This is a genomic window from Alcaligenes sp. DN25 (assembly GCF_023674485.1).
Taxonomy (GTDB): Bacteria; Pseudomonadota; Gammaproteobacteria; order Burkholderiales; family Burkholderiaceae_B; genus Alcaligenes; species Alcaligenes phenolicus.
The window spans coordinates 3,913,523-3,937,516 of record NZ_CP098408.1 but is presented as its reverse complement, the minus strand read 5'-3'; the positions used below and the strand labels follow the sequence as shown (position 1 = coordinate 3,937,516).

The 23,994-nt window shown below is 57.9% G+C and carries 23 protein-coding genes; 12 read left to right on the top strand and 11 right to left on the bottom strand.

Annotation, left to right across the window (positions count from 1 at the left end):
* Positions 1 to 116: 116 nt before the first annotated feature.
* The 8 genes from NBV64_RS18140 to rpoH all read left to right on the top strand — a co-directional run bounded on the left by NBV64_RS18140 (position 117) and on the right by rpoH (position 8,437).
* On the top strand, positions 117 to 320 hold the full coding sequence (locus tag NBV64_RS18140; protein ID WP_371478382.1) for an FmdB family zinc ribbon protein: 204 nt from the start codon (positions 117 to 119) through the stop codon (positions 318 to 320).
* Between the two features lie 11 nt (positions 321 to 331).
* Entirely contained in the window at positions 332 to 991 is a 660-nt protein-coding gene (locus tag NBV64_RS18135) for a DUF502 domain-containing protein (RefSeq protein ID WP_009457462.1), read from the top strand.
* Between the two features lie 42 nt (positions 992 to 1,033).
* On the top strand, positions 1,034 to 2,821 hold the full coding sequence (gene aspS / locus NBV64_RS18130) for an aspartate--tRNA ligase (protein WP_009457464.1): 1,788 nt from the start codon (positions 1,034 to 1,036) through the stop codon (positions 2,819 to 2,821).
* An 18-nt stretch (positions 2,822 to 2,839) separates the two neighbouring features.
* A complete protein-coding gene (locus tag NBV64_RS18125) occupies positions 2,840 to 3,691 on the top strand; it encodes an endonuclease/exonuclease/phosphatase family protein (protein WP_009457467.1) in 852 nt (283 codons plus the stop codon).
* 41 nt (positions 3,692 to 3,732) lie between these two features.
* A complete protein-coding gene (gene clsB, locus NBV64_RS18120; protein WP_250756289.1) occupies positions 3,733 to 4,974 on the top strand; it encodes a cardiolipin synthase ClsB in 1,242 nt (413 codons plus the stop codon).
* Positions 4,975 to 5,126: 152 nt separating this feature from the next.
* On the top strand, positions 5,127 to 6,233 hold the full coding sequence (locus tag NBV64_RS18115) for an S-(hydroxymethyl)glutathione dehydrogenase/class III alcohol dehydrogenase (RefSeq protein WP_022983664.1): 1,107 nt from the start codon (positions 5,127 to 5,129) through the stop codon (positions 6,231 to 6,233).
* Positions 6,234 to 6,360: 127 nt separating this feature from the next.
* Positions 6,361 to 7,254: an S-formylglutathione hydrolase gene (gene fghA, locus NBV64_RS18110; protein ID WP_009457471.1), complete on the top strand. Its 894-nt coding sequence runs from the start codon at positions 6,361 to 6,363 to the stop codon at positions 7,252 to 7,254.
* A 286-nt stretch (positions 7,255 to 7,540) separates the two neighbouring features.
* The gene (gene rpoH, locus NBV64_RS18105) at positions 7,541 to 8,437 is read left to right on the top strand and encodes an RNA polymerase sigma factor RpoH (RefSeq protein WP_009457472.1); all 897 of its coding nucleotides are present in this window, start codon (positions 7,541 to 7,543) and stop codon (positions 8,435 to 8,437) included.
* A gap of 251 nt (positions 8,438 to 8,688) precedes the next feature.
* Here the strand turns inward: rpoH and NBV64_RS18100 are convergent, their stop codons facing one another.
* Together NBV64_RS18100 and NBV64_RS18095 are read right to left on the bottom strand one after the other, a co-directional pair.
* Positions 8,689 to 10,740, bottom strand: a complete 2,052-nt coding sequence (locus tag NBV64_RS18100; protein WP_250756288.1) for a TonB-dependent copper receptor — start codon at positions 10,738 to 10,740, stop codon at positions 8,689 to 8,691.
* A 98-nt stretch (positions 10,741 to 10,838) separates the two neighbouring features.
* Positions 10,839 to 11,276 (bottom strand): DUF2946 family protein, encoded by a 438-nt coding sequence (locus NBV64_RS18095; RefSeq protein WP_060185486.1) that lies wholly within the window; start codon positions 11,274 to 11,276, stop codon positions 10,839 to 10,841.
* Positions 11,277 to 11,559: 283 nt separating this feature from the next.
* Between NBV64_RS18095 and NBV64_RS18090 the strand changes: the two genes are divergently transcribed.
* The gene (locus tag NBV64_RS18090) at positions 11,560 to 14,184 is read left to right on the top strand and encodes a cation:proton antiporter (RefSeq protein WP_022983663.1); all 2,625 of its coding nucleotides are present in this window, start codon (positions 11,560 to 11,562) and stop codon (positions 14,182 to 14,184) included.
* A 43-nt stretch (positions 14,185 to 14,227) separates the two neighbouring features.
* On the opposite strand, the gene cyoE is transcribed toward NBV64_RS18090, so the two are convergent.
* Genes cyoE through NBV64_RS18070 form a run of 4 tightly spaced genes read right to left on the bottom strand, consistent with a single transcriptional unit; the run spans position 14,228 to position 17,551 of the window.
* Positions 14,228 to 15,121 carry a heme o synthase gene (gene cyoE, locus NBV64_RS18085; protein ID WP_022983662.1) on the bottom strand — a complete coding sequence of 298 codons (894 nt, stop codon included), beginning with the start codon at positions 15,119 to 15,121 and terminating at the stop codon, positions 14,228 to 14,230.
* On the bottom strand, positions 15,060 to 16,133 hold the full coding sequence (locus tag NBV64_RS18080; protein WP_022983661.1) for a COX15/CtaA family protein: 1,074 nt from the start codon (positions 16,131 to 16,133) through the stop codon (positions 15,060 to 15,062). Before NBV64_RS18080 ends, cyoE begins: the two co-directional genes overlap by 62 nt.
* Positions 16,134 to 16,137: 4 nt before the next feature.
* Complete coding sequence (locus tag NBV64_RS18075) at positions 16,138 to 16,767, bottom strand: SCO family protein (RefSeq protein ID WP_009457482.1); 630 nt, start codon at positions 16,765 to 16,767, stop codon at positions 16,138 to 16,140.
* 1 nt (position 16,768) lies between these two features.
* Complete coding sequence (locus NBV64_RS18070) at positions 16,769 to 17,551, bottom strand: SURF1 family protein (RefSeq protein ID WP_009457483.1); 783 nt, start codon at positions 17,549 to 17,551, stop codon at positions 16,769 to 16,771.
* Positions 17,552 to 17,579: 28 nt separating this feature from the next.
* Between NBV64_RS18070 and NBV64_RS18065 the strand changes: the two genes are divergently transcribed.
* Positions 17,580 to 17,786 carry a twin transmembrane helix small protein gene (locus tag NBV64_RS18065; RefSeq protein WP_009457485.1) on the top strand — a complete coding sequence of 69 codons (207 nt, stop codon included), beginning with the start codon at positions 17,580 to 17,582 and terminating at the stop codon, positions 17,784 to 17,786.
* A 44-nt stretch (positions 17,787 to 17,830) separates the two neighbouring features.
* Here NBV64_RS18065 and NBV64_RS18060 read toward each other — a convergent pair whose 3' ends face one another.
* From NBV64_RS18060 to coxB, 5 genes are all read right to left on the bottom strand, one after another.
* Positions 17,831 to 18,706, bottom strand: coding sequence for a cytochrome c oxidase subunit 3 (locus NBV64_RS18060; RefSeq protein ID WP_009457487.1), 876 nt, complete (start codon positions 18,704 to 18,706; stop codon positions 17,831 to 17,833).
* Between the two features lie 50 nt (positions 18,707 to 18,756).
* On the bottom strand, positions 18,757 to 18,981 hold the full coding sequence (locus NBV64_RS18055; RefSeq protein WP_003805158.1) for a DUF2970 domain-containing protein: 225 nt from the start codon (positions 18,979 to 18,981) through the stop codon (positions 18,757 to 18,759).
* A 1-nt stretch (position 18,982) separates the two neighbouring features.
* Positions 18,983 to 19,096 carry a cytochrome oxidase small assembly protein gene (locus NBV64_RS18050; RefSeq protein WP_009457495.1) on the bottom strand — a complete coding sequence of 38 codons (114 nt, stop codon included), beginning with the start codon at positions 19,094 to 19,096 and terminating at the stop codon, positions 18,983 to 18,985.
* A 17-nt stretch (positions 19,097 to 19,113) separates the two neighbouring features.
* Positions 19,114 to 20,721, bottom strand: a complete 1,608-nt coding sequence (ctaD, locus tag NBV64_RS18045; protein ID WP_009457496.1) for a cytochrome c oxidase subunit I — start codon at positions 20,719 to 20,721, stop codon at positions 19,114 to 19,116.
* A gap of 75 nt (positions 20,722 to 20,796) precedes the next feature.
* On the bottom strand, positions 20,797 to 21,957 hold the full coding sequence (coxB, locus tag NBV64_RS18040) for a cytochrome c oxidase subunit II (RefSeq protein WP_009457497.1): 1,161 nt from the start codon (positions 21,955 to 21,957) through the stop codon (positions 20,797 to 20,799).
* Between the two features lie 275 nt (positions 21,958 to 22,232).
* Between coxB and NBV64_RS18035 the strand changes: the two genes are divergently transcribed.
* Entirely contained in the window at positions 22,233 to 23,060 is an 828-nt protein-coding gene (locus NBV64_RS18035; protein ID WP_009457498.1) for an NUDIX hydrolase, read from the top strand.
* Between the two features lie 44 nt (positions 23,061 to 23,104).
* Positions 23,105 to 23,980 carry a PhaM family polyhydroxyalkanoate granule multifunctional regulatory protein gene (locus NBV64_RS18030; RefSeq protein WP_250756287.1) on the top strand — a complete coding sequence of 292 codons (876 nt, stop codon included), beginning with the start codon at positions 23,105 to 23,107 and terminating at the stop codon, positions 23,978 to 23,980.
* The last annotated feature ends 14 nt before the right edge of the window (positions 23,981 to 23,994 follow it).

Sequence of the window (23,994 nt, the reverse complement as noted above, 5' to 3'; positions counted from 1 at the left end):
TCGACCCTACTTATTTGTATCTCGAAGTTTGTTTCGGCTTTTTGTTAGGGTGAGTCGTGCCTATCTATGCGTATAAATGCAGCTCGTGCCAATACGAAAAAGATGTGCTGCAAAAAATGTCGGACCCCGTTTTGGAGGTTTGTCCAGAATGTAACCAGCCTACCTTTACCAAACAGGTAACGGCGGCCGGATTCCAGCTCAAGGGTACGGGCTGGTATGTAACGGATTTTCGTAACCAGGGTGGCAGCAAGCCCGCGGACAGTGGCGCTACGTCCACACCCGCGCCTGCGACGACACCTTCTTCCTCATCGTCCAGCTAACACCATTTCTTATGCGCCCCTTCAAGCGTTATTTCGTCACTGGCCTGCTCATCTGGGTGCCCTTGGTCATCACCGTCTGGGTGCTGACCTTGCTGATCGAAACGCTGGAGAGCGTAGTGCCGGAGTTTCTGTCTTCGCAGGCCCTGTTCGGCCTGCGGATTCCCGGCTTTAGAATTGTGCTGGTGCTGGCTGTCTTGTTTGGTACGGGTTTGCTGGCGGCCAATTACCTGGGCCGTGCCGTTGTGGATCGTTGGGAATTGCTACTTGGGCGTATTCCTTTGGTGCGTTCCATTTATAATTCCGTCAAACAAGTCAGTGATACGGTGTTGGCACCCGATGGTCAGGCGTTTCGCGAGGCCGTTCTGGTGCAGTATCCCAGGGCCGGTTCCTGGACCATTGCCTTTTTGACCGGCACGCCGGGCGGACAAGTGGCGCAGATTCTGGGAGAGGACTTTGTCAGCGTCTACGTGCCCACCACGCCCAACCCGACTTCCGGTTTTTTCCTGATGATGCCTCGGGCGGATGTACACAAGCTCGACATGACAGTGGATGCGGCGCTTAAATACATCGTATCCATGGGAGTGGTCAGCCCTACCGAGCCGATCGCTTTGCCCCCTGTTTCTGACCAGCCGGAGGGTCCCAAAGGGACACCCCCCTTGGCTGGAACCTGAATTTTCCAATTTGCAGTTTTTACTATTTCGGAGTCATCCTAGATGCGTACGTGTTATACCGGCGAGGTTTCCAAAGAATACCTGGGCCAGACGGTCAATTTGTTTGGCTGGGTACATCGTCGCCGCGACCACGGGGGTGTGATTTTCATTGATCTGCGCGACCGTGAGGGTCTGGCGCAGGTTGTCGTCAACCCTGACAACGTTCAGGCCTTTGAAGTGGCCGAACGTATCCGTAATGAGTACTGCCTGCGCATTACCGGCCGCGTTCAGGCTCGTCCTGAAGGCACGGTCAATCCTGATCTGCGTTCGGGCGAGATTGAAATCGTTTGCGACGAAATCGAAATCCTGAACGCTTCGGTCACGCCTGCTTTCCAGCTGGATGATGACAATCTGTCCGAAACCACGCGTCTGACGCACCGTGTGCTGGATTTGCGCCGTCCGCAGATGCAGAACAACCTGATGCTGCGCTACAAAGTGGCCATGCAATCCCGTCGCTACCTGGACGACCTGGGTTTCATTGATATTGAAACCCCCATGTTGACCAAGAGCACCCCTGAAGGCGCTCGCGACTACCTGGTTCCCTCGCGTGTGAACGCAGGCGAATTCTTTGCATTGCCCCAGTCGCCCCAGCTGTTCAAGCAAATGCTGATGGTGTCGGGCTTTGACCGTTACTACCAGATCACCAAGTGCTTCCGCGACGAAGACTTGCGTGCTGACCGCCAGCCTGAATTTACCCAGATCGACTGCGAAACCTCTTTCCTGAACGAAGAGCAGATTCGCGATATTTTTGAAGGCATGGTCACGCACATTTTCCGCACTGTGCAAAACGTGGAACTGCCCAAGTTCCCCACCATGAGCTGGACTGAGGCCATGCAGCGCTACGGTTCGGACAAGCCTGACCTGCGCGTCAAGCTGGAGTTCGTGGACGTGGCTGACCTGATGCGTGAAGTGGACTTCAAGGTCTTCTCCGCACCGGCCAACGACCCCTCCTGCCGCGTGGTTGCTCTGCGCATTCCTGGTGGTGGCGCCATGCCACGTAGCGAAATCGACGCATACACCAAGTTCGTCGGCATCTACGGTGCCAAGGGGCTGGCTTACATCAAGGTCAACGATGTGACCTCAATCCCTGAAGGTCTGCAGTCGCCTATCGTCAAGAACATCAATGTTGAGGTTCTGAAACAGGTGATGGAGCGCACGGGCGCCCAGAACGGCGACCTGATCTTCTTTGGCGCTGACAAGGCCAAGATCGTGAACGATGCGATTGGTGCCCTGCGTATCAAGATCGGTCACAGCGAATTCGGTAAGGCGAACGGTCTGGTTGAAGAAGGTTGGAAACCCCTGTGGGTGGTGGACTTCCCCATGTTCGAATACGACGAGGGCGAAAACCGCTACTTTGCAGCTCACCACCCCTTCACCAGCCCCAAAGACGGCCACGAAGACCTGCTGGAAACAGATCCCGGCAAGGCCTTTGCCAAGGCTTACGACATGGTGCTGAACGGTTGGGAAGTGGGTGGCGGCTCGGTCCGTATCCACCGTGCTGACGTTCAAAGCAAAGTGTTCAATGCCTTGAAGATCGGCCCTGAAGAAGCACAACTGAAGTTCGGCTTCCTGCTGGATGCGCTGCAATACGGCGCACCTCCACACGGTGGTCTGGCTATGGGTCTGGACCGTCTGGTCACCCTGATGGCCGGTGCCGATTCGATCCGTGACGTGATTGCTTTCCCTAAGACACAGCGTGCTCAGTGTCTGCTCACCCAGGCCCCATCGGCTGTGGACGAGCAGCAGCTGCGCGAGTTGCACATTCGTCTGCGGGCTGTTGAAAACAAGTAAGTCAGAACGGGGGACGGCGTGTCAGTGATTCGGGTAGTTAGCTACAACATTCACAAAGGCCGCTCGGCTTCGGGCAAACGGGAGTCTTTGGCGGATCTGCGCCTGGGACTTTACGGCCTGTCTCCCGACTTGTTGTTCTTGCAGGAAGTGCAGGGGCGTAACCAGCTGCAAGGCAGTCTGGACGCCCAGCACGAATCCCTGGCCGCTGCCTTGCGCATGAATACGGCTTACGGCTGCAACGTGGTTCGCCCTCATACGGACCACGGCAACGCCTTGCTGTCGCGCTTTCCCATTCTGCAGTACGAAAACCAGGACATTTCCGACCATCGTATGGAGCAGCGCGGTTTGCTTCATGCCGTCATTGATGTCGATGGCCGTCCGGTGCATTGCATTGTGGTGCACCTGGGATTGTTCAACAGCGGCCGAGTTCGTCAGGTTCAGGCCTTGCTCGATCGCATCAAGCGCATTGTCCCTGCGGACGAGCCCTTGCTGATTGCAGGCGACTTCAACGACTGGAATAACCGCCTGGCACCCATCTTTGTGCAGCAGCTGAATCTGTACGAGGTATTTTCGTTCTCGCCTCGTGGTCAGGCCGATAACCGTTTCCGACTGCGTCAGCCCATCAAATGGCTGCGTACCATGCGCAAAAGCGGGCTGGTCGTGCCGGATCAAGGCATTCAGCTGGGCGTGAACGGTGCCGCACGCATGACGCCACCGCCTCGTACCTTCCCCGCGGCATTTCCCTGGCTACGTCTGGATCGCGTCTACCAGCGTGGTTTTGCAGTGCGTAATGCCCGTGTACTGGTGGGAGACCCCTGGAAACAGTTGTCCGACCATGCCCCCATCCTGACCGAGCTGGAGCTGCCGTAAAGGGGCGTTCAGTGGTTTCTTAACGCATAGGCCTAGCAAGCATGCCGAGTCTGAAGCGCGATCCACTATGGCACGAAGGTAATCAAATCACCTTGCTGCAAAACGGCCAGGAGTTCTTTCCGGCCATTTGCGAAGCTATCGATCAGGCGAAAAAGCGTCTGCATCTGGAAACCTATATCTTCAACCTGGATGACAGCGGTCACAGCGTTCTGGACGCCTTGCGACGAGCCTGTGAGCGGGGTGTACGCGTACGTGTGGTGATTGATGGCTTTGGCAGTGATGTGCATGCCTTGCAGATTGCCGAGCAGTTGAAGGCCATGCGTGCCCGCTACCGGATTTATCGCCCCAAACCCCAAGGGTGGCGCGAACCGCGCTTGTCCTTGCGACGTTTGCGCAGACTGCACCGGAAAATGCTGGTGGTCGATGAGCGCATTGGATTTGTGGGGGGCATCAATATTCTGGACGACTTTGATGAGGTGCCCCTGATCAATGGACAGGGCAGGCCGCGCTTTGATTTTGCTGTACGCTGCGAAGGGCCCATTGTCGACGATATGGTGCGTGCTCAGCAGGCTTTATGGCTGCGCATGGCCTGGCGCAGACGCAAGGATTGGGACAGCTTCACCCAGCGCTTTACCCTGTGGCGTGAATGGCGCAAGCGGCGTCAGGCGCGCAAGAAGGCGGAGCAGGCCGGGCAGGTTTTTGAAGGAGTACGGGCCTGCTTGCTGCTGCGGGACAATGTGCGCCATCGGCAGCAGATTGAGCAGGCGTATCTGCACTTGCTCGGCAAAGCGCAGGAGCAGGTGGTGCTGGCCAATGCCTATTTCTTTCCGGGCCGTACCTTGCGTCGCCGTATCGAACAGACGGCGGAACGAGGCGTGCGGGTGCGTTTGTTGCTGCAAGGCCATGCCGAATACTTCCTGCAATATCGGGCCTGTAGATTCATGTACGGGAAGTTGCTGGATCATGGCATCGAACTGTACGAGTACAAGGCCAGCTATTTACACGCTAAAGTCGCCGTTATCGACGATTACTCCATGGTGGGCTCGTCCAATCTGGACCCGTTCAGTCTGCTGTTGGCGCGCGAGGCTAATGTGCTGATTCAGGATGTGCCTTTCGCCCAGGACCTGCAGGCCAAGCTGGAGTACGAGATCGAGCATAATGCAGCGCGCGTCTACCCGGAGCAGTATCAGCGGCTGGGTTTGTTCAGTCGACTGGGCGATTATCTGGCTTATGGCATGTTGCGCCTGGGCGTGCTGCTGACGGGTAAATCGTCCTTGTATTGATGCCTGCCAGGTGATTTGTACGGGTCTTTACCCATACAAGGTGCCGCCAGCCGGGCAGCGCCTTATAAAATACTCTCTATACTTTAAGAGTTTGGTCCCGAAGGACCGAGTTTGCCGTAACCATAATTACTTTTACCCGGAGGGTGGACCACATGAAAACACGTGCAGCTGTTGCCTGGAAAGCGGGCGCTCCGCTAACGATTGAAGAGGTCGATCTGGCAGGTCCCAAAGCGGGCGAAGTGCTGGTCGAAATCAAGGCGACGGGCATTTGCCATACCGATTACTACACCTTGTCCGGTGCTGATCCAGAAGGTTTGTTCCCAGCGATTCTGGGCCATGAAGGTGCAGGCGTGGTGCTGGATGTAGGTGCTGGCGTGACTAGCCTGCGTCCCGGCGATCACGTGATCCCTCTGTACACACCCGAGTGCCGCCAGTGCAAATCCTGCCTGTCGCGCAAGACCAACCTGTGTACCGCGATCCGTTCGACTCAGGGCAAGGGCCTGATGCCCGATGGCACCTCGCGTTTCTCCATTGGCGGCAAGCCAGTGCACCACTACATGGGCACATCGACTTTCGCTAACCACATCGTGGTGCCGGAAATTGCCTTGGCCAAGATTCGTAACGACGCACCTTTCGACAAGGTGTGCTACATCGGCTGTGGCGTGACTACCGGTTTGGGCGCTGTGCTGTTCACCGCCAAGGTGGAAGCGGGCGCTAACGTGGTGGTGTTCGGTTTGGGCGGTATTGGCCTGAACGTGATCCAGGGCGCCAAGATGGTCGGCGCTGGCAAGATCATCGGAGTGGACATCAACCCCGAGCGCGAAGCCATGGCTCGCCAGTTTGGCATGACCGATTTCGTGAACCCCAATGAGGTTGAAAACGTGGTCGACCACATTATTCAACTGACTGACGGCGGCGCGGATTACTCCTTCGAATGTATCGGCAACACCAAGGTGATGCGTCAGGCACTGGAGTGCTGCCACCGCGGCTGGGGCCAGTCCATCATTATTGGTGTGGCCGAAGCCGGTGCCGAAATCTCCACCCGACCGTTCCAGCTGGTCACAGGTCGCGAATGGAAGGGCTCTGCCTTTGGTGGCGCTCGTGGCCGTACCGACGTCCCGACCATTGTGGACTGGTACATGGATGGCAAGATCAATATCGACGATCTGATCACCCACACCTTGCCGCTGGAGCGCATCAACGAAGGCTTTGACCTGATGAATGCCGGTAAATCCATCCGTTCGGTGGTGATGTACTGATAGACGTCGCTTGAGAAGGGCGCAGGCAGTCGCCTGCACTCTTTATCCCGGTTTCAGAGCTCGTATGCTGCCCTTGGGCGTGCCACGGGCTTTAGGCCGGATCTGCAATTGAGAACACGAGGGGGCTATGACTCAGACACTGGAACTGCTCAACGAACACCGCTGTTTTAATGGTTGGCAGCGCTACTACCAACACGCTTCGCAGACAATTGGCCTGCCCATGCGTTTTTCTGTGTACATGCCGCCGCAACTACAGGCCAGCGCTCAGAAAGGGGCTGCCAGCCTGGCAGAGGCTATCGGGCAAGGCCGTGTGCCTGTGCTGTTTTTTCTGGCCGGCCTGACCTGCACGGAAGAAACCTTCATGATCAAGGCCGGTGCCCAGCGTTACGCTGCCGAGCACGGCATCATGCTGGTCACTCCTGATACCAGCCCGCGTGGTGCTGGCGTGGACGGGGAGGACGATGGCTGGGATCTGGGAACCGGTGCCGGTTTCTATCTGGATGCCACTGAGCCCGGCTGGAGCAAGAATTACCGCATGGAAAGCTATGTGACCCAGGAGCTGTTTGATCTGGTCACGACCATCTTGCCCGGCGACGCCCGCCGTGTCGGTATCTTTGGTCACTCCATGGGCGGGCACGGTGCCTTGACGCTGGCTTTGCGCCACCCTGGCAAGTACCGCTCCGTGTCGGCCTTTGCGCCCATTGCGGCGCCGACCCGCTGCCCTTGGGGCGAAAAGGCCTTTGGTGCCTATTTGGGTCAGGATCGCCAGGCTTGGGAACAACACGACGCCAGTGCCCTGATGGCCAAGACCAGTACGCCGTATCCTGCCGGTATCTTGGTGGACCAGGGCTTGAGCGATGCCTTTCTGGCCGAACAACTGTATCCGGAAGTATTCGAGCAGGCGTGCGAGCAGGCCAAACAGCCTTTGACCCTGCGCCGTCACGACGGCTATGACCACGGCTACTATTTCATCTCGACCTTCATTCAGGACCATCTGAATTTCCACGCCGAGCGACTGTGATCGCTGGATAAACAAGGTCGCACTTTGTTATTTTCAGGTGGGCGTTAAAGCGTTACTCTCAGGCAGCCACGGTTTTTTGCCTGTTTGTGGCGTCCTGCCCACCGATTTGCCGCAGTTTTCCCTCAAGTAGTGAACTTTTTCTTGCTGCGACGCTCTTATTCCTGTACTCGAAATTTTTAGCACTCCAGACCATCGAGTGCTAAACTCAATGATTGTTGAAATACGTTTTCTGCGGTTTGAGAGCCTTGTTTAGTGCTCTCGCCGGCTGACTTTTGAAGGATTTTCCATGACACAACAAGCGAACGCTTTGGCCCTGACGTCTGGTAATGAACTCGTCGCCGCCGTGTCTAATCCAGGCGCACTGGGGACGATCGAAGCGTATATTTCTGCTGTTAACCGCCTGCCCATGCTCAGCGCCGAACGCGAAACCGAGCTGGGTCAGCGCCTGCGCGACCAGGATGACCTGGATGCTGCGCGTGAACTGATTTTGTCGCACCTGCGTCTGGTGGTCTCCATTGCCCGCCAGTACCTGGGTTACGGCTTGCCGCATGCCGACCTGATTCAGGAAGGTAACGTGGGCCTGATGAAGGCCGTCAAACGCTTTGACCCCGATCGCGGTGTACGTCTGGTGTCCTTTGCCGTGCACTGGATCAAGGCCGAGATCCACGAATATGTCGTGCGCAACTGGCGCATGGTGAAAGTGGCCACCACCAAGGCCCAACGCAAACTGTTTTTCAATCTGCGCCGCATGCGTCCGGACGGTCAAACGCTGGATACGGCCCAGGTAGACGCGATTGCACGTGAACTCGATGTGCGTCCTCAGGACGTCAGCGAGATGGAAGTGCGTCTGTCCGGTCACGATATGGCCCTGGAAGCCCCGGCCAACGACGACGATGACAATTTCGCGCCTATCTCCTACCTGTCCGATGAAGGACACGAGGAACCCACACGCGTGCTGGAGCGTCGTGCCCAGGATATGCTGGAAGGCAGCGGCCTGGAAGAAGCGATCGACACGCTGGACGAGCGTTCGCAGCGCATTGTGCGCGCCCGCTGGTTGCAGGACGATGGCGGTGCCACCTTGCACGATCTGGCCGCCGAATTCGGCGTGTCGGCAGAGCGTATCCGTCAGATCGAAGTGGCGGCGTTCAAGAAGCTGCGCGTCGCCTTGGCGCCTGCGGCTTGAGTCGTTTTAAAGAGTTACAACTTTTCGGGGGAATCCGAAGAACTTAAGCTGATTTTCGCGGACTAAACAATACATTTGCTGATTTTTGCCACCTATGCAATTCGGCATTTGCGCATCCGCTTCGGCTTCTCCTCTTCCCCTCCCTTTTGAAGCGGATGTTTACGGGACACCAGCTAGGTGTCCCTTTTTTTTGTCCTGATTTTTCAGCTGTTTTGCCTGCCGAGTCAGCCCGACCCAGTAGGCAAAATCGATCAGAAGGTCAACGCGGCACGCAGCCAGACGGTGCGGCCAGGATCATTAAAGCGGCTTGCTGCGCCAAAACCAAAACCACTGTTCCCGGCCAGATTCAGGTGTTCGCCGTAAGTCTTGTCGAACACATTATCCACACCGGCAGTCAGGGACAGATTGCGGTTGATCTTGTAGCCGCCATACAGCGACAAGGTACTGAAACCACCTGTAGGCCCGAAGTCGTAACCCACCACATTCCCTTGTCCCTGCGAATAGCGATTTTGCTTGGCCACAATGCGCCAGACACCGCCGGCAGACCAGGGGCCTTGCACATAATCCGCTGTCAGGCGCAGATCGAGCGGGGGCATTTGCGGCAGGGCTCGGCCATCCGTACTGTTACGGCCCCAGGCGTAGGCCAGGCTGCCGCCCAAAGTCCAGTTGGGCGTCGCTTTCCAGTCCGCACCCAATTCGCCACCCATGATGCGGGCCTTGACGTTTCTGGCCTGGGTTTTCATGCCCATCATGCCACCGGGCAGGTAGTCGAACAGGATGTAATCCTGGATCTGGCCAATATAGGCAGAGGCCCAGGCCGAGACCGTTTCATCCTTGTACTGAGCACCAAAATCCAGCTGTGTGGTCTTTTCAGGCTGAATGCCCAGGAAGGCACTGGCGCTGCCTTGCGGGCCGCTGGCCGGGGAAATCAGCTCCCAGTAGTCCGGCATGCGCTGCACATGACCAATACCGGCGTACAGGCTCAAGGGCAGGGAATCCAGATCATGCTCGATACGCAGGAAGGCACTGGGCAGGGTTTCTCTACGGCGCTCGTTCGCACCGGGGTTGGGCTTGCTCATCATGCCACTGCCCAGGCTGGGGCGCAGGTCACGGGCGCTGGCCCAATCCAGGCGTGCACCACCAATCAAACGGCTGGCGTCGTTCAAATCCCAACGGGCTTCGGTGAACAGGCCAATATTGTCGAACTCGGCATCTTTCACCCAGTCCTGATCGCGGTAGTCCTGCATGCCCATACCACTGCGTTTGCGATGGCGGCTGCGCATCAAATCGGCACCTGTGGTCAAGGTCAGGTCCTCGCTCAAGGCCCAGTCCATGCTTAGACGGCCACCCCAGGTCAAGCGGTCCACATTGGAGGCCATAGGCATGGACATGCCTCCTCCCGGTTTGAAGGTGCGCAGCCCGTAGTTGTCCATCACGTGATCGGCGTAGTTGTAGTAGAGCAGGGCCTCTACATTGCGCAGCACGCCTTCGTGCATATCCTTCTTGAAACGCAGACCCAAGGTTTCACGCTTGAATTTTGTGCCATCCATGCCACGACCAGCATAGCGGGCATAGCCGTCGCCTGTGCCTGCACTGAGCTCCAGCAAGGTATCGGCATCCGGCGTCAGGCCAATGGCGACGTCCGTATTCCATTTCTTCCAGCGCGAGGGCACACGTTCGCCATCACCGTCCTTGTAGTCCTGAGCGCGATCTTGATTGGCAGTCAGGCGGGCATAGTAAGAGGCATTGCCAGCCGCAAAGTCCACATTGCCTGCGTGACGGCCAGCCGAACCGCCCAGAATACTGGCGTCCAGCGTGGCGTCGTTCTCGGTAAAGCCGGGCGCTTTGCGCTCGAAGCGTACCGTTCCGGCAGAAGCACCCGGGCCCCAGCGCACGCTTTGAGGGCCCTTGATGATGGTCAGTTCATCAAAGGATTGGGGCGAAATGTAGGAGGTCGGCGCATCCATGCGTGACGGGCAGGCACCGGGCATGGAGCTGCCATTGGTCAGCACATTCAGACGCGAGCCAAACATGCCGCGCAGCACCGGGTCCCCGTTGCTGCCGCCATTACGAATGGCCGCAAAGCCAGGAATGGTTTTCAAGTAGTCCGTGCCGTCGCTGGCAGGCAAGGGCAGGCGGGGCAGTTTGGGGTTGGTGCTGAACTGCAAGGGGGATTCAGGAGCCACTCCGGTCACTACGATAGGGCTGAGTTGTTCAATAACGGTGGATTGGGCCAGGGCAATAGAAGGCACGCAGGCCAGCACACCGGCGCTGATCAGGCCGGGGTTTATTAATTTCTTCATGACTAAATTCCGAAGAGCAGCCGTCGTCCAGCGGCAAACCCGCTTGGGCGATGGCAACAAAGGAGAAAAGGCGTGGCGGCAGAGCCGAACGCGGGGAATCAGGCAGGAAGAAGAGAGGGTGGGGCGCGTTGCCCCACAGGCGGGCCACGAATAAAGGCCTGCGCCAGAGCGGGGCTAAGAGGGGGAAGCAGCAAGGGCCGGAACTGGCCCAGGCTCAAAGGCGTGACGATAGCAATCGGCGCGGGCGTCAATGCGGCTTGCAGCATGACGCAGAACGGACAGGTGGCGCTGGTGGTAGCCTCGTCCGAATGGGACGTGGTGTCCTCTCCTAACAAGGCCGCCCAGTGCTGAATCATTTCAGGGGGAAGGCTTTGTCCTGAAGGTAGACAGAAGGCCAGCGCATACCCCTGATCTGTCTGCTTGGGCATATAGCCCGCAGGGACCATGCCGCGCAGCACCACAGCCAGCAACAACAAGCACAGGCCCAGACGATGGGGCCAGTGAGTCGCAGCGAGGAAGGTGCGCGGGAAATTCATGATGCGAAAGTATAACGAGTTATGTCAGACGTGAACTTGCGCTGGCGCAGATTTTGGCTTGCCGCCGTATCACCGTCCATTTGTGTTTCTGAATGCGGGTCCATAGGCCAAAAAACGTAAATTTTGCGAGAAAAAGATAATTCGGCGGCTGTGTGTCCGGAAAAAGGCGCTATTCTGATTCATGCGGAAAGCGGGGGGATTTTCCGTGCCGATCTGGCCTGCCCATGCCTGAATGCGTATGTACATGCCGATCGACTCAATGCCGATGACAAAGGATGTCGCGATGCAGATTGGGCAGTTTGTTTTTGGGTTGGCAGGCCTGCTGGGGCTGGTTGCCTTTATGCCGCCTTTGGCTGGACGCTTGCGACTGCCGTACTCCGTACTTCTGGCCTTGATCGGCTTTGCGCTGGGCATTTTGCTACACCTGCATGCCTGGGCGCCCAAGATGGTGTCCGACTTCCTGGATACCTTGCAGGCCTTTGACATCTCCTCCGAGACCTTTCTCTACGCTTTCCTGCCCATCCTGCTGTTCGAGACTTCGCTGGCCATGAACTTGCGCCGCCTGCTCGACGATATCGGCGCCATCTTGATGATGGCCATCGTGGCCGTAGTGGTCTGTACCTTTGCCGTTGGCTACGCCTTGAACGCGGCTTCGTCTTATGGTCTGGTGGTCTGTTTGATGTTGGGCGCGATTGTGGCCACGACGGACCCTGTGGCCGTGGTGGGCATTTTCCGTGAAGTGGGCGCACCCAAACGCTTGTCTACCTTGGTGGAAGGCGAGGCTCTGTTTAACGATGCGGCTTCCATTGCCTTGTACTCCGTGCTGTTGGCAGTCCTGACGGGGGGTGGGGAATTAAGTGGCAGCAAGGTGTTGGGCAGCTTCCTGTTCAGTTTTCTGGGCGGTGGTGTCGCGGGTTTCTTGATGGGTCGTCTGGCTAGCGGCCTGTTCGTGCTCTTGCGCGGTTGGCCGGCTGCTGAAGTCACGCTGACCATTGCCTTGGCGTACCTGGCCTTTTTTGTGTCCGAGCACTATCTGGGCGTATCCGGTGTGGTCGCCACGGTCATTTCCGGCCTGGTGGTGGGCTCGACAGGCCGCACCCGCATGTCGCCTGCGACCTTCGAGCTTTTGAGCAGCTCCTGGACTCAGATGGGTTTTCTGGCCAACTCCCTGATCTTCCTGTTTGCCGCCATGCTGATTCCACGCCTGATGGCTGAAATCACCTGGATGCAGATCGGCCTGGTGGCCTTGCTGTTTGTGGTGACCTTGCTGGCACGGGCCGTTATGGTGTTTGCCGTTCTGCCCTTGCTGGGGCGCACCCGCTTTGGCACCCGAGTCAGTCGCCCCTATCGGGTGGTGATTCTGTGGGGCGGCCTGCGTGGCGCTGTTTCCCTGGCACTGGCCCTGGCGGTTACGGAACAGCACGCCATTCCGCATGATGTGCGCCAGTTCATTGGTGTGGCCACCACGGGCTTTGTGTTGCTGACCCTGTTTGTGAACGGGATCAGTTTACGCCCCTTGATTCGTCGTTTAGGCCTGAATCAGCTGACCCCGCTGGAGCGCCACTTGCGCGATCAGGCGGTGAGTCTGGCCTTGGAAGAGCTGCGCGACAAGACCGAAGAACTGGGTCGGCAAGAGCAGATCAAGCCACAGGTCATCGAGCGCCTGTGTACGGTGTTCGATGCCAGTCAGGCCGGTGTGGCATCCGGCCAGATCCAAAGCCTGACCGAAGCACAGAAAGTAAAAATGGGGATGGCGATTCTGTCGGCCCGCGAGGTGGAGCTGTTTTACGAACTGCTGAAATCGCAGATTGTGGATTGGAAAACCGCCGAGTCCTTGTTGAGCCGCGCCGAACGCATGAATGATACGGTGCGTCTGGCTGGCTTGGCCGGTTTCGAGGCCGCCATTGCCAATGATTTGCGCTATTCCCGAGGTTTCCGGTCTGCTTTGCGCTTGCACTATCTGTTTGGCCTGCAAGGCTGGCTGGTGCGGGAACTGGACAAGCGTTTCTCGAACCTGATCGCCAAGCGCTCGGTGGCCCAGCGTCTGATACGTTTTGCCGAAACCGAGCTGGCTCCTTTACTGGGACAACAGGCTACGGGCACGATTGTGCAGGCTCACAAGTTGCGTCTGTCTCAACTGGAAGACGCTTTGCATTCCTTGACGCTGCAATACCCGGTGTTCGCGCAGTGGCTGCAAGAGTCCTATTTGGCGCGCGTCGCCGCTTCGCAAGAACGCGCCCACTACCGCACCATGTTGTCCCACTCTCTGATTACCAGCGAGATGTACGCTGATCTGGTCAAGCAGATCACACAACGCTGGCGTTATCTGGACGAGCGTCCCACGCTGGACATGACCATGAGCGCCATGGAACTGATTGCCCAGGTGCCCATGTTCGATGGCATTTCCGAGCAAGCCAAGAAGGAGCTGGCGCGACGTTTACGCCCACGTCTGGCGCTGCCAGACCAGAAAATTCATCTGCGTTATGGTGGCATGCGTGTCATGTTCTTTGTGGCGTCCGGGGCGCTGGAGCTGACTTTGCCTGATGGTAGCCTGGTGGAACTGGGGACAGGGCAAACGATTGGTGAAGTCAATGTCGTGGAACATAGCGACCACGTTGGTGAAGTGCGCTCCCTGGGCTATAGCCGCTTGCTGATGCTGACTGAGCGTGATTTCGATACCTTGCGCGGCAAAGATCCCATCTTCAGTGAAAAGATCGAGGCCGTGGTGCGACAGCGCCAACGCGCGTATCAAGTGTGGCAAGAGTTCGAGTCCGGCCAACGCCAACATGAGGAACTGCCACCGCTGTTTGGTTTGGCTCATGCCTTGAGCGAGGCAGAAAGTTTTGTCGGCCCGCCTTTACCCCCGGACTGGGTACGACAGGCGCAGCCCCCCGAGGGACAGGCATAAAAAAAAGCGAGCCGATCACGGCTCGCTTTTTTATTGGGCGTGATCAGATCAAGCGCACCCAGTGATCCAGCAGCAATGCCCCAAACAAGACCGCCAGATAAATAATGGAAAAGCGGAACAGCTTGCGAGACAGTTCATCGCTGTAGTTGCGGTGCAGTTGGTGGGCGTATTGAATGAAGCGTGCGCCCAGCAAGATAGCCGCAGCCAGGTACAACGGCCCGCTCATGCGGATGATAAAGGGCAGTAGGCTGGAGGCCATCAGGATGTAGCTGTAGAGCAGCACATGCAGCGTCGTAAAGGTCTTGCCGTGGGTGACGGGTAGCATGGGCAGGCCGGAGCGCTGGTAGTCGTGTTGACGGTAGAGCGCCAGGGCCCAGAAGTGCGGCGGCGTCCAGATGAAGATGATCAGCACCAGCAACCAGGCCTCAGCCGGTACGGCGTTGGCAATGGCGGCCCAGCCCAAAGCAGGTGGCATGGCACCGGACAAACCGCCGATCACGATGTTTTGTGGGGTCAGGGGTTTGAGAATCACGGTATAGATCACCGCATAACCAATGAAGGTGGCCAAGGTCAGCCACATGGTCAGCGGGTTCACCCAGTAATACAGCACCAGCATGCCCATGCCGCCCAACAAACCGGACATGGCCAGCACTTGCGGCGGGGTAATGGTGCCGCGTGCCGTACCGCGTCGAGCGGTGCGCAACATGCGGGCATCAATCTGGCTTTCGATCAGGCAGTTGATGGCAAAGGCGGCAGCCGCCAGCATCCATATGCCCAGCGTACCCGCGACCACGGTGCCCGGATCGGGCAGGCCGGGAGCAGCCAGAAACATGCCGATAACGGCACAGAAAACAGCCAGCTGGGTGACTCTGGGTTTAGTCAGTACCAGATACTGGCGCAGGAGCGAGGCGGGAGCCAGGGTAGCGGTGTTTGTCATACTGTATTCCTTGGGGGACAGTCGACTTGCGGGAAAGCCGTACCAACAGGGTGACGCAGCATAAAACGAGACCGGCAGCTCCCCCATTATGCAGGACGGCAATCAAAAGAGGCCATTGGAAAAAGATCGTGGTTAACCCCGTGATGAGCTGGGCCAGCAGCAGCAAAAGCACCAAAGTCGCGGGGCGACGCAAGATGGGATCGGCGCGTAATTTCCACGCAACGGAACCCAGAACCAGAAACACCAGAAAGGCCATATTGCGATGGACCCAATGGATGGCGGTCAGCGCGGCCTGGGAAATCATCTCACCGGAAGGCAGCTCGCCCAACGCGCGAAACAGCGAGAACCCGCCGTGCAGATCCATCTCCGGTATCCATTGACCGTGGCATTGCGGGAAGTCCATGCAGGCCAGCGCCGCGTAGTTGGTGCTGACCCAGCCACCCAGACCAATCTGAATCGTCAGCAGGATAAAGGCCCCGATCAGCCAGGGTCGCCAACGGCGGGTTACAGGTGAGACTGGCGGTCCTGGGTTTTCGCGCACGGCCAGCCAGGTCATCAAGGCCAGTACGCTCATGCCACCCAGCAAGTGAGTGGTGACAATAATGGGCATCAGCTTGTGAGTGACGGTCCAGGCACCAAAGGCCCCTTGCACGCACACAGCCAGTAAGGTGAAAGCCGCCAGCCTGGCCGAATGCCCCAGCGTATGGCGATGCCGCCATGCCATCCAGACAATGGCAATGATCAGCATGCCCAAAGCCGCGCCCACGTAGCGGTGGATCATTTCAATCCAGGCCTTGCCCCAACTGACCGGGCCATAGGGCATGGCTTGATAGGCTTGTTCGATATGTGCGCCCGCGCCCAGCGGCGTGAGCTTGCCATAGCAACCGGGCCAGTCCGGGCAACCCAGGCCCGAATCTGTCAGACGCACAAACGCGCCGAACATGATCAGGTCCAGGGTCAGGAACCAAGTCAGGTAAACCAGCTTGCGGTAGCGTTGGCGGATATCGGCCATAAACTTATCCGATGCGTGAATTGTTCAGCAGTTTGCGTATATCGGTGCGAACCTTGAGCGGGTCGGCATCGCCGGGGAACAGCATCATCAAGTTGCCATTGGGGTCGATGATCCACATGCCATTCTTGACGGCTTGTTCGGGGGCCTTGCCAGCAGCGTCAGGAGTCAGAAATTCGGCCAGCTGGCGCGGATCGGCGCGCAGCATATGCGTACCTTGATAGGCCTCCAGAATTTGCTCGGTTGGCTGGCCCTGGTCAGTCACAAACCAGACGCGTGCCAGGCGTTCCACGTTCTTGCCTTGGCTGGCGTGGGAGTTGCGCAGAATGAACAGCTTGCGCACGCAGCTTTCGGGGCAGGCGCTTTCATCGGCACTGACCAGCACCCAGCGGCCTCGCAGCGATTGCAGATCAAAGGCCTCGCCTTGCAGATTGCGCAGGGGCAGTGCGGCAGGTTCAGGCACGCTGCGTTGAGGCTGAATCAACTGGCCGTAGGCATTGCTCTCGTCTGGCCGCAGTCCCAGTGATGGCATGTAGTAGGCAGCCAGTGCAAACAGTACCGGCGCCAGACTGATCGCCAGCAGCAGATACAGCGGAGTCATGGAACGCGGGCGGGTAGGGGGTTGAGTCGTGTCCACGTCAGGTTTTCCTTGTAGGGGCAGAGTTGAGTCTGGAGCGTCGCAGCCATTTCCACGCTACACCGATCCAGGCACACAGGGCAATCAGGGCAAAACCGAACCATTGCAGTGCGTAGCCACGGTTCTTTTCAAAGTCGATATTCGGGTCGGGCCAATTGGTTTGCAGCTCCGAAGCGGGAGCCGTCTGGGCCAGCACGCGCGGCAGCACAGGCAGATCAATACGGCTGCGCAGATCTTCCAGGGCCAGGTTCTGCACGACGGGGGGCGTGCCAGACGGGTCGGGCAAGTGTGCAGGCAAGGGGCTGCTACCCAGCTCAAACAGACGCGGTACGCGCTCCATCAACTCGCCGGAAATGGTTTCGGAGCCGGAAGGAGCAGCCGGAACGCTAGGGGTTTGCCCCGGTACGCGAGCCAGCCAACCACGTAGCACGAGCAGGCTGGAGCCCGCCAAATCGCCCTCATCCAGCACAAAAGGGGTGGCAATCCAGTAGCCCGGCTTACCTTTGAAATTGCGATTATCCAGGAGTACAGTTAACTCACTGCGCCAGGAGCCGTGCACCGCGACAGACTGCCACAAGGCACCTTTATCCAGGCTGGCCTGGGAATCAATATGAAGGGGAGCTTGCTGGCGGCCTTGTTCTATTTGTTGCGCCAGGCTTTGACGTTCCTGCGCGCGGCTCAGTTGCCAGCGCCCCAGGCTAATGAACAGCAGCATCAGCAAACCCAGACAAACCAGGGCAAGCAGGGATCGAGTCGAAGAAGAACGAGAATTGTTGCTGGACATCCATTCAACCTGAAGCGGGGGAGACGTAATGCGTGTGCTAGTCCTGATCGTGTTTCTGGGGATTATTGTTTCGCTGGGTTCGGCCCTGGTGTATTTGATGCGGGACCGGGGTAATTCCAATCGCATGGCCTATGCCCTGACCTGGCGAGTGGGCTTGTCCGTGGCCCTGTTTCTGTTTGTGTTGCTGGCCCATCATCTGGGTTGGATTGAAAGCACTGGCGTGCCTTTGGTTTGAAGTAAAAATCCAGGCCCGAAGACACGGGCCTGGAGCATGAATGGCTAGAACCAGTACACGTACAGATACAAGCCCAGCCACACCACGTCCACAAAGTGCCAGTACCAGGCGGCCCCTTCAAAACCAAAGTGGTGCTCGGCGGTAAAGTGCCCGCGCATCAGCCGTATCAGCATCACCGTCAGCATGGTGGCACCGATAATCACGTGAAAACCGTGAAAGCCCGTCAACATGTAGAACAAGGCTCCGTAAGCGCCGGAAGTGAACTTCAGGTTCAGTTCGGCATAGGCGTGCATGTATTCGTAAGCCTGGCAGGCCACGAAGGCAAAGCCCAGCGCAACCGTCATGAACAGCCAGAAAATAGCGCTACTACGCTTGCTGGCTCGCAGCGCGTGGTGAGCAATGGTCAGGGTGACGCCCGAGGTCAGCAGCAAGGCCGTGTTGATCGTAGGCAGCCACAGCGGGCCTACGGTCTGGAAAGGAGCAACAGTGCCCGCCGGGCCTTGATTCGGCCAGGTGCCGGTGAAGTCAGGCCAGAGCAGGGCGCGGTGATCCAGGTCGCTGAGCAGCGGCGTGGCAATTTCGCGGGTATACCAAAGTGCCCCGAAAAAGGCCGCAAAAAACATCACTTCGGAAAAGATGAACCAGGACATGCTCCAGCGATAGGAGATATCGACACGGGTGCTGTTCAGACCCGTTTCAGACTCGCGCACGGCGTCGCTGAACCAGAAGAACAGCACCAGCAAGAAGCTGAGAATCCCGACCAGAAACACCCAGAAGCCGCCCGGCCAGTTATTGATCCAGGTCGCCGCACCCAACAGCGTCAGGCACAGGGAAAGGCTGGCGCGTACCGGATGCCCCGACAAGCCGGGGACGTAGTAATACGGCGCCTTGGACGGGTGAGCCGTAGTCTCGACATGCATAGTGTTCTCCTTCGGGTCATGTGCCCTTGGGCGCAGTATCCGGCCAGGGTTCAGCTGGCCTGACCAATGAACCAGCGGGCCACCATAATCAGGCCCACAACGAAAACAACCGTGGCGATCAAGGCGGCAATAATCAGATAGACCGGATTGATCTTGGCAATGTCCTGCTCATGGTCGCGGCCACGACGGACTCCAAAAAATCCCCAGGCAATGGCTTTCAATGTCTGGAAAAAACTGAGCTTGCGCCGTGTGAGGTCCCGAAAATCGTCATCCATATCACTGTCCTAAAAATTGACTGCCTTTTAGAAAGGTCCAGGCCATGACGGCAATGACGAACACGGCCAGGAGCAATCCCAGACGGCGGTTGCGACGGCGTTGTTCGGGGGTCATACGGTGTTCCTCCAGTGTTACTTGACGACAGGGGGTACTTCAAAGGTGTGGTGCGGAGCGGGCGATGGAACAGTCCACTCCAGACCTTCGGCACCTTCCCAGGGTTTGGCGCTGGCCACTTCGCCCTTGCCACGCGCCGCCTGGATCACGATGTAGATCAGCAGCAATTGCGACAGACCGAACCAGAAGGCGCCAATGGTGGCAATCTGGTGGAAGTCCGTGAACTGACCGGCGTAGTCCACATAACGACGTGGCATGCCCGCCAGACCCAGGAAGTGCATCGGGAAGAAGGTGACGTTGAACGAGATCATGGTGGACCAGAAGTGGATCTTGCCCAGACGCTCGTTGTACATGCGGCCGGTCCATTTGGGCAGCCAGTAGTAGGCACCGCCAAACAGGGCAAAGAGCGATCCGGCCACCAGCACATAGTGGAAGTGGGCCACCACGTAATAGGTGTCGTGTACCGCAATATCAATCGGGGCCACGGCCAGGATCAGGCCGGTAAAGCCGCCAATCGTGAACACGAAGATAAAGCCGATGGAAAACAGCATGGGCGTTTCAAAGGACAGCGAGCCGCGCCACATGGTGGCTACCCAGTTGAAGATCTTCACCCCGGTCGGAATGGAGATCAGCATGGTGGCATACATGAAATACAGCTGCCCGGTTACCGGCATCCCCGTGGAGAACATGTGGTGGGCCCACACCAGGAAGGACAGAATCGCGATGGCGGCGGTGGCGTACACCATGGAGGCATAGCCAAACAGGGCTTTGCGCGAGAAGGCAGGTACGATGGCAGAGACAATGCCAAAGGCCGGCAAGATCATGATGTAGACCTCGGGGTGACCGAAGAACCAGAAGATGTGCTGGTACAGAACCGGGTCACCACCACCGGCGGCGTTAAAGAAGTGTGTACCGAAGTGACGGTCCGTCAGCAGCATGGTCACGGCAGCGGCCAGCACGGGCATCACGGCAATCAGCAGATAAGCGGTAATCAGCCAGGTCCAGCAAAACAGCGGCATTTTCATCAGCGTCATGCCAGGCGCGCGCATGTTCAATACCGTCACCACAATATTGATGGCCCCCATGATGGAGGACGCGCCCAGAATGTGGACCGCGAAAATCGTGAAGTCCATGCCTGGTCCCATTTGCAAGGACAGCGGGGCGTACATGGTCCAGCCACCGGCAGGCGCGCCGCCAGGCACAAAGAAGGACGCGGTAAACAGAATCGCGCCTACGGGCAGCAGCCAGAAGCTGAAGTTGTTCATGCGGGCAAAAGCCATGTCCGATGCGCCAATTTGCAGCGGAATCATCCAGTTGGCAAAGCCCACAAAAGCCGGCATGATCGCGCCGAAAATCATGATCAGGCCGTGCATGGTGGTGAACTGGTTGAACAGCTCTGGCCGGAAAAACTGCAGGCCCGGCTGGAACAGTTCGGTACGCAGCAGCAAGGCCAGCACACCGCCCTCCAGCAACATCACAAAGGAGAAGATCAGGTACATGGTCCCGATGTCCTTGTGATTGGTGGCGAACAGCCAGCGACGCCAGCCGCTAGGGGTGGCATGGGCATGATGGTGATCATCATGTCCGCTCGGGTTCGCTACATGGTCGACGGTGACGCTACTCATGCTTGACTCCTTGCTGCACTCCCCCTGGCCGTAGTCAGGGATAGATTGATAGTGTGATAGGCGGCGCGCGCAAAATTAGCGCTGTTCCTTGACGTCGGCGGGCATCACGACAGGGTCAGGCCCTTTGCCAGCGTTGCCCCAGGCATTGCGTGTGTAGGTAATGACCGCAGCAATCTGTACATCGGTCAGTTGATTGCGGAAGGCGGCCATCGCGGTGCCAGGGTGACCATTCAACACCGTGTCGATCTGGCCTTTCTTGGGGGCGAGCACAAATTTCGTATCGCCATCCAGAGCGGGGAAGGTGCCGGGCACGCCCTTGCCGTTGGCCTGGTGGCAAGCCACGCAGTTCTGCGCAAAGATCTGTTTGCCGCGCTCGGTCAATTCGTCCTTGGTCCACTCTTTATTGGGATCGTCGGCCTGAGCCGTCATCAAGTCGTTCTGCTCCTGGGCCCACTTGTCGTAGTCTTCTTGCGCCATCACTTGCACCACGATGGGCATATAGGCGTGGTCCTTGCCACACAGCTCGGCGCATTGACCGCGGTAGGTGCCGACCTTGTCCGCACGGAACCAGGTATCGCGCAAAAAGCCAGGGATGGCATCTTGCTTGACGCCAAACTCGGGCACCATCCAGGAGTGGATGACGTCCTCGGCCGTCAGCATGACGCGCACTTTCTTGTTAACCGGCACCACCAGTGGCTTGTCCACTTCCATCAGATAGTTCGGGCCAATGGGTTCGCGGCCTTCAATCTGGGCGCGCGGGGTGGACAGGTTGGACAGGTATTTCACACCCGTGGCCGGACCGTCCAGATACTCGTAGCCCCATTTCCACTGATAGCCAGTGACCTTGACGGTCAGGTCGGCGCTGCTGGTGTCCTTCATGGCCACCACGGTTTTGGTGGCAGGCAGTGCCATGCCGATCACGATCAGGAAAGGGATGATGGTCCAGGCCACTTCCACACCCAGGTGTTCGTGAAAGCGGGCGGCAATCGCGCCCTTGGACTTGCGGTGCCGGATGATGGAATAGAACATCACGCCGAACACGCCAATAAAGATGATGGTACAGATGATCAGCATCATCCAATGCAGCCAGGCAATGTCCTGGGCGATGGGGGTAACCCCGTTATGCAAATTGAGCTGATTGACACGGGGACCACCCTCCATGTGGGTGATCTGAGCCAGGCTTGGCCCTGCCGTCGAACAGGCGGTCAGAGCAAATAAACTTCTCCACATCTTCATTGTTGTCCCTCTTTTGGTGTTGCCATGCCAAACCGGGGTTCGGCTGCGTCAACGCTCCGAAAAATCCAACGCTGGAAGAAACTGCTGTGTTGCAGTGGCGGGCTTGTCGCAGCTAAGTGCTGGTCCGCTCGAAGTTTTTAGTAGCTTATCTGTTCACGGAAATTATATAGAACTTGCTTTAGCCTTCAAGGGCAGGGTATGTCCCTAGAAGACAAGGTTGGACTAAACGCTACAAAAGCCGTAATGGGGCAAGGCTTGAATTACAATCGCGGACTATGACTTTGTTCCAGAACCGATCACTTACTCAGGCCCTGCGTCAGCGCATGGCCAGCTTGACCAGTCAGCTGCAACAATTGCCTCCACCGGGCAGCCGTCCTGTCACTGTTGATGGGCGCGTTGCCGGATGGATCACCCCCAAGGCTGCTCGTTGTATTGAGCCTTTGCCAGGGGTCTCGATTGAAGAAGATGTCTTGCGTCTGAGCGATTGCCCCAGCCAGGAATTGAGCTTGGCTCAGGTCCTGGATCAGGTCGCCTTGCGTTTGCAGGAAGGCGGTTGCATTCGGGCCTGGCGTGACGAGTTGCTGGACGTGGTCGGAGAAGGGCAGTGCCTGTCGCGCATTGAACGCGGTGCGGTACGGCCCTTGGGCTTTTTGACGCAAGCCGTGCATTTGAATGGCTGGTCCACAGACGGCCGTATCTGGGCCGCACGTCGTTCACCCACCAAGTCAACAGACCCGAATATGTGGGACACGCTGGTCGGTGGATTGGCGGTCAGTGGTGAATCGCTGCATACCTCTCTCATACGCGAAAGTTATGAAGAAGCGGGGTTGGCCGAGTCCGTGCTGGACAATTGCACCCCCTTGCGTGTGTCCTTGCGCATGCACCGTCGCCTGCCGGAAGGCTACCAAGTGGAAAATGCTCTGGTTAGCGATTGCGTGCTGGCCGACGATGTACGGCCCTGCAATATGGACGGCGAGGTTAGTGAGTTTCGCTTATTGACGCTGGATGAAGCCTGGCAAATGATAGAAGCAGATTTGTTCACCCTGGAAGCGCAAGTGGTGCTGATCGACAGCATCAAGCAGCATCTGGAACAGCTGGCCTGAACCTGGGAATCACCGGGCAGGCACCAACCCGATGGGAGCTACGCATGAACCCGAATCCTTTTGGTATACCTGATTTCAATGCCCTGGGCGGCGGCAACAATCCCTTGCTGCGCAGCATGGACATGATGGCGCAGGCCTGGAAAAACATGGCCAGCGGTGGTGCGGGCGATTTGAGTTCGGGCATGATGCCCAGCTTGTCCCCCGATGATCTGGATCGTCGTATTCGTGACTTGCGTGCCGTGGAAAGCTGGTTGCAGTTGAACCTGTCCATGCTGAGCACGACTATCCAGGGTCTGGAGATTCAGCGCTCCACCTTGGCGGCTATCAAGACCATGGCACAGCAAGGTACGCAGGCTGCGGGCGGGAAAAATCCCTTTGAAGCCTTTATGGCCTTCAGTCCCATGGCGGCAGCGGCGGATAGCGCGGCTGCCTCAGATTCCAAGTCTGGGGCCAACAAGCCGGAAGCGGCATCGCAAACGGCATCTCAGCATGCTTCGGCACAGCCTCAACAACAAGCTGCGCCACAGCCCGAAGCGGCTGCCAAGCAGGACGCCCCAAAAGATAAACAGCCCGGTGCCCAGCAGGATGCCGGTGCAGGCAATCCCGCTGCACAAGCGTGGTGGAACATGCTGCAACAGCAGTTTGATGCCATGGCGACCGCCACAGCCGCATCAATGCAGCAGGTGGAAAATTATCGTCAGCAGGCGAGCAAGGCTAAAGCGGCAGGCTCGTCGGCCAAACCTTCCAAACCGGCAGCTGCCAATGCCCAGACGTCGGCCAAGACCAGTGCTCCGGCAGCAGCCAAGCCGGTGAAAACGGCAGCGAAAGCCGCCACTAAAACTGCGGCCAAGGCGGCCACCAAAACGGCGGCTAAAAAAACCGCCACGCGCAGCACCAAAAGCAGTACCAAAAAGAACTGATCGACCAACCTTGT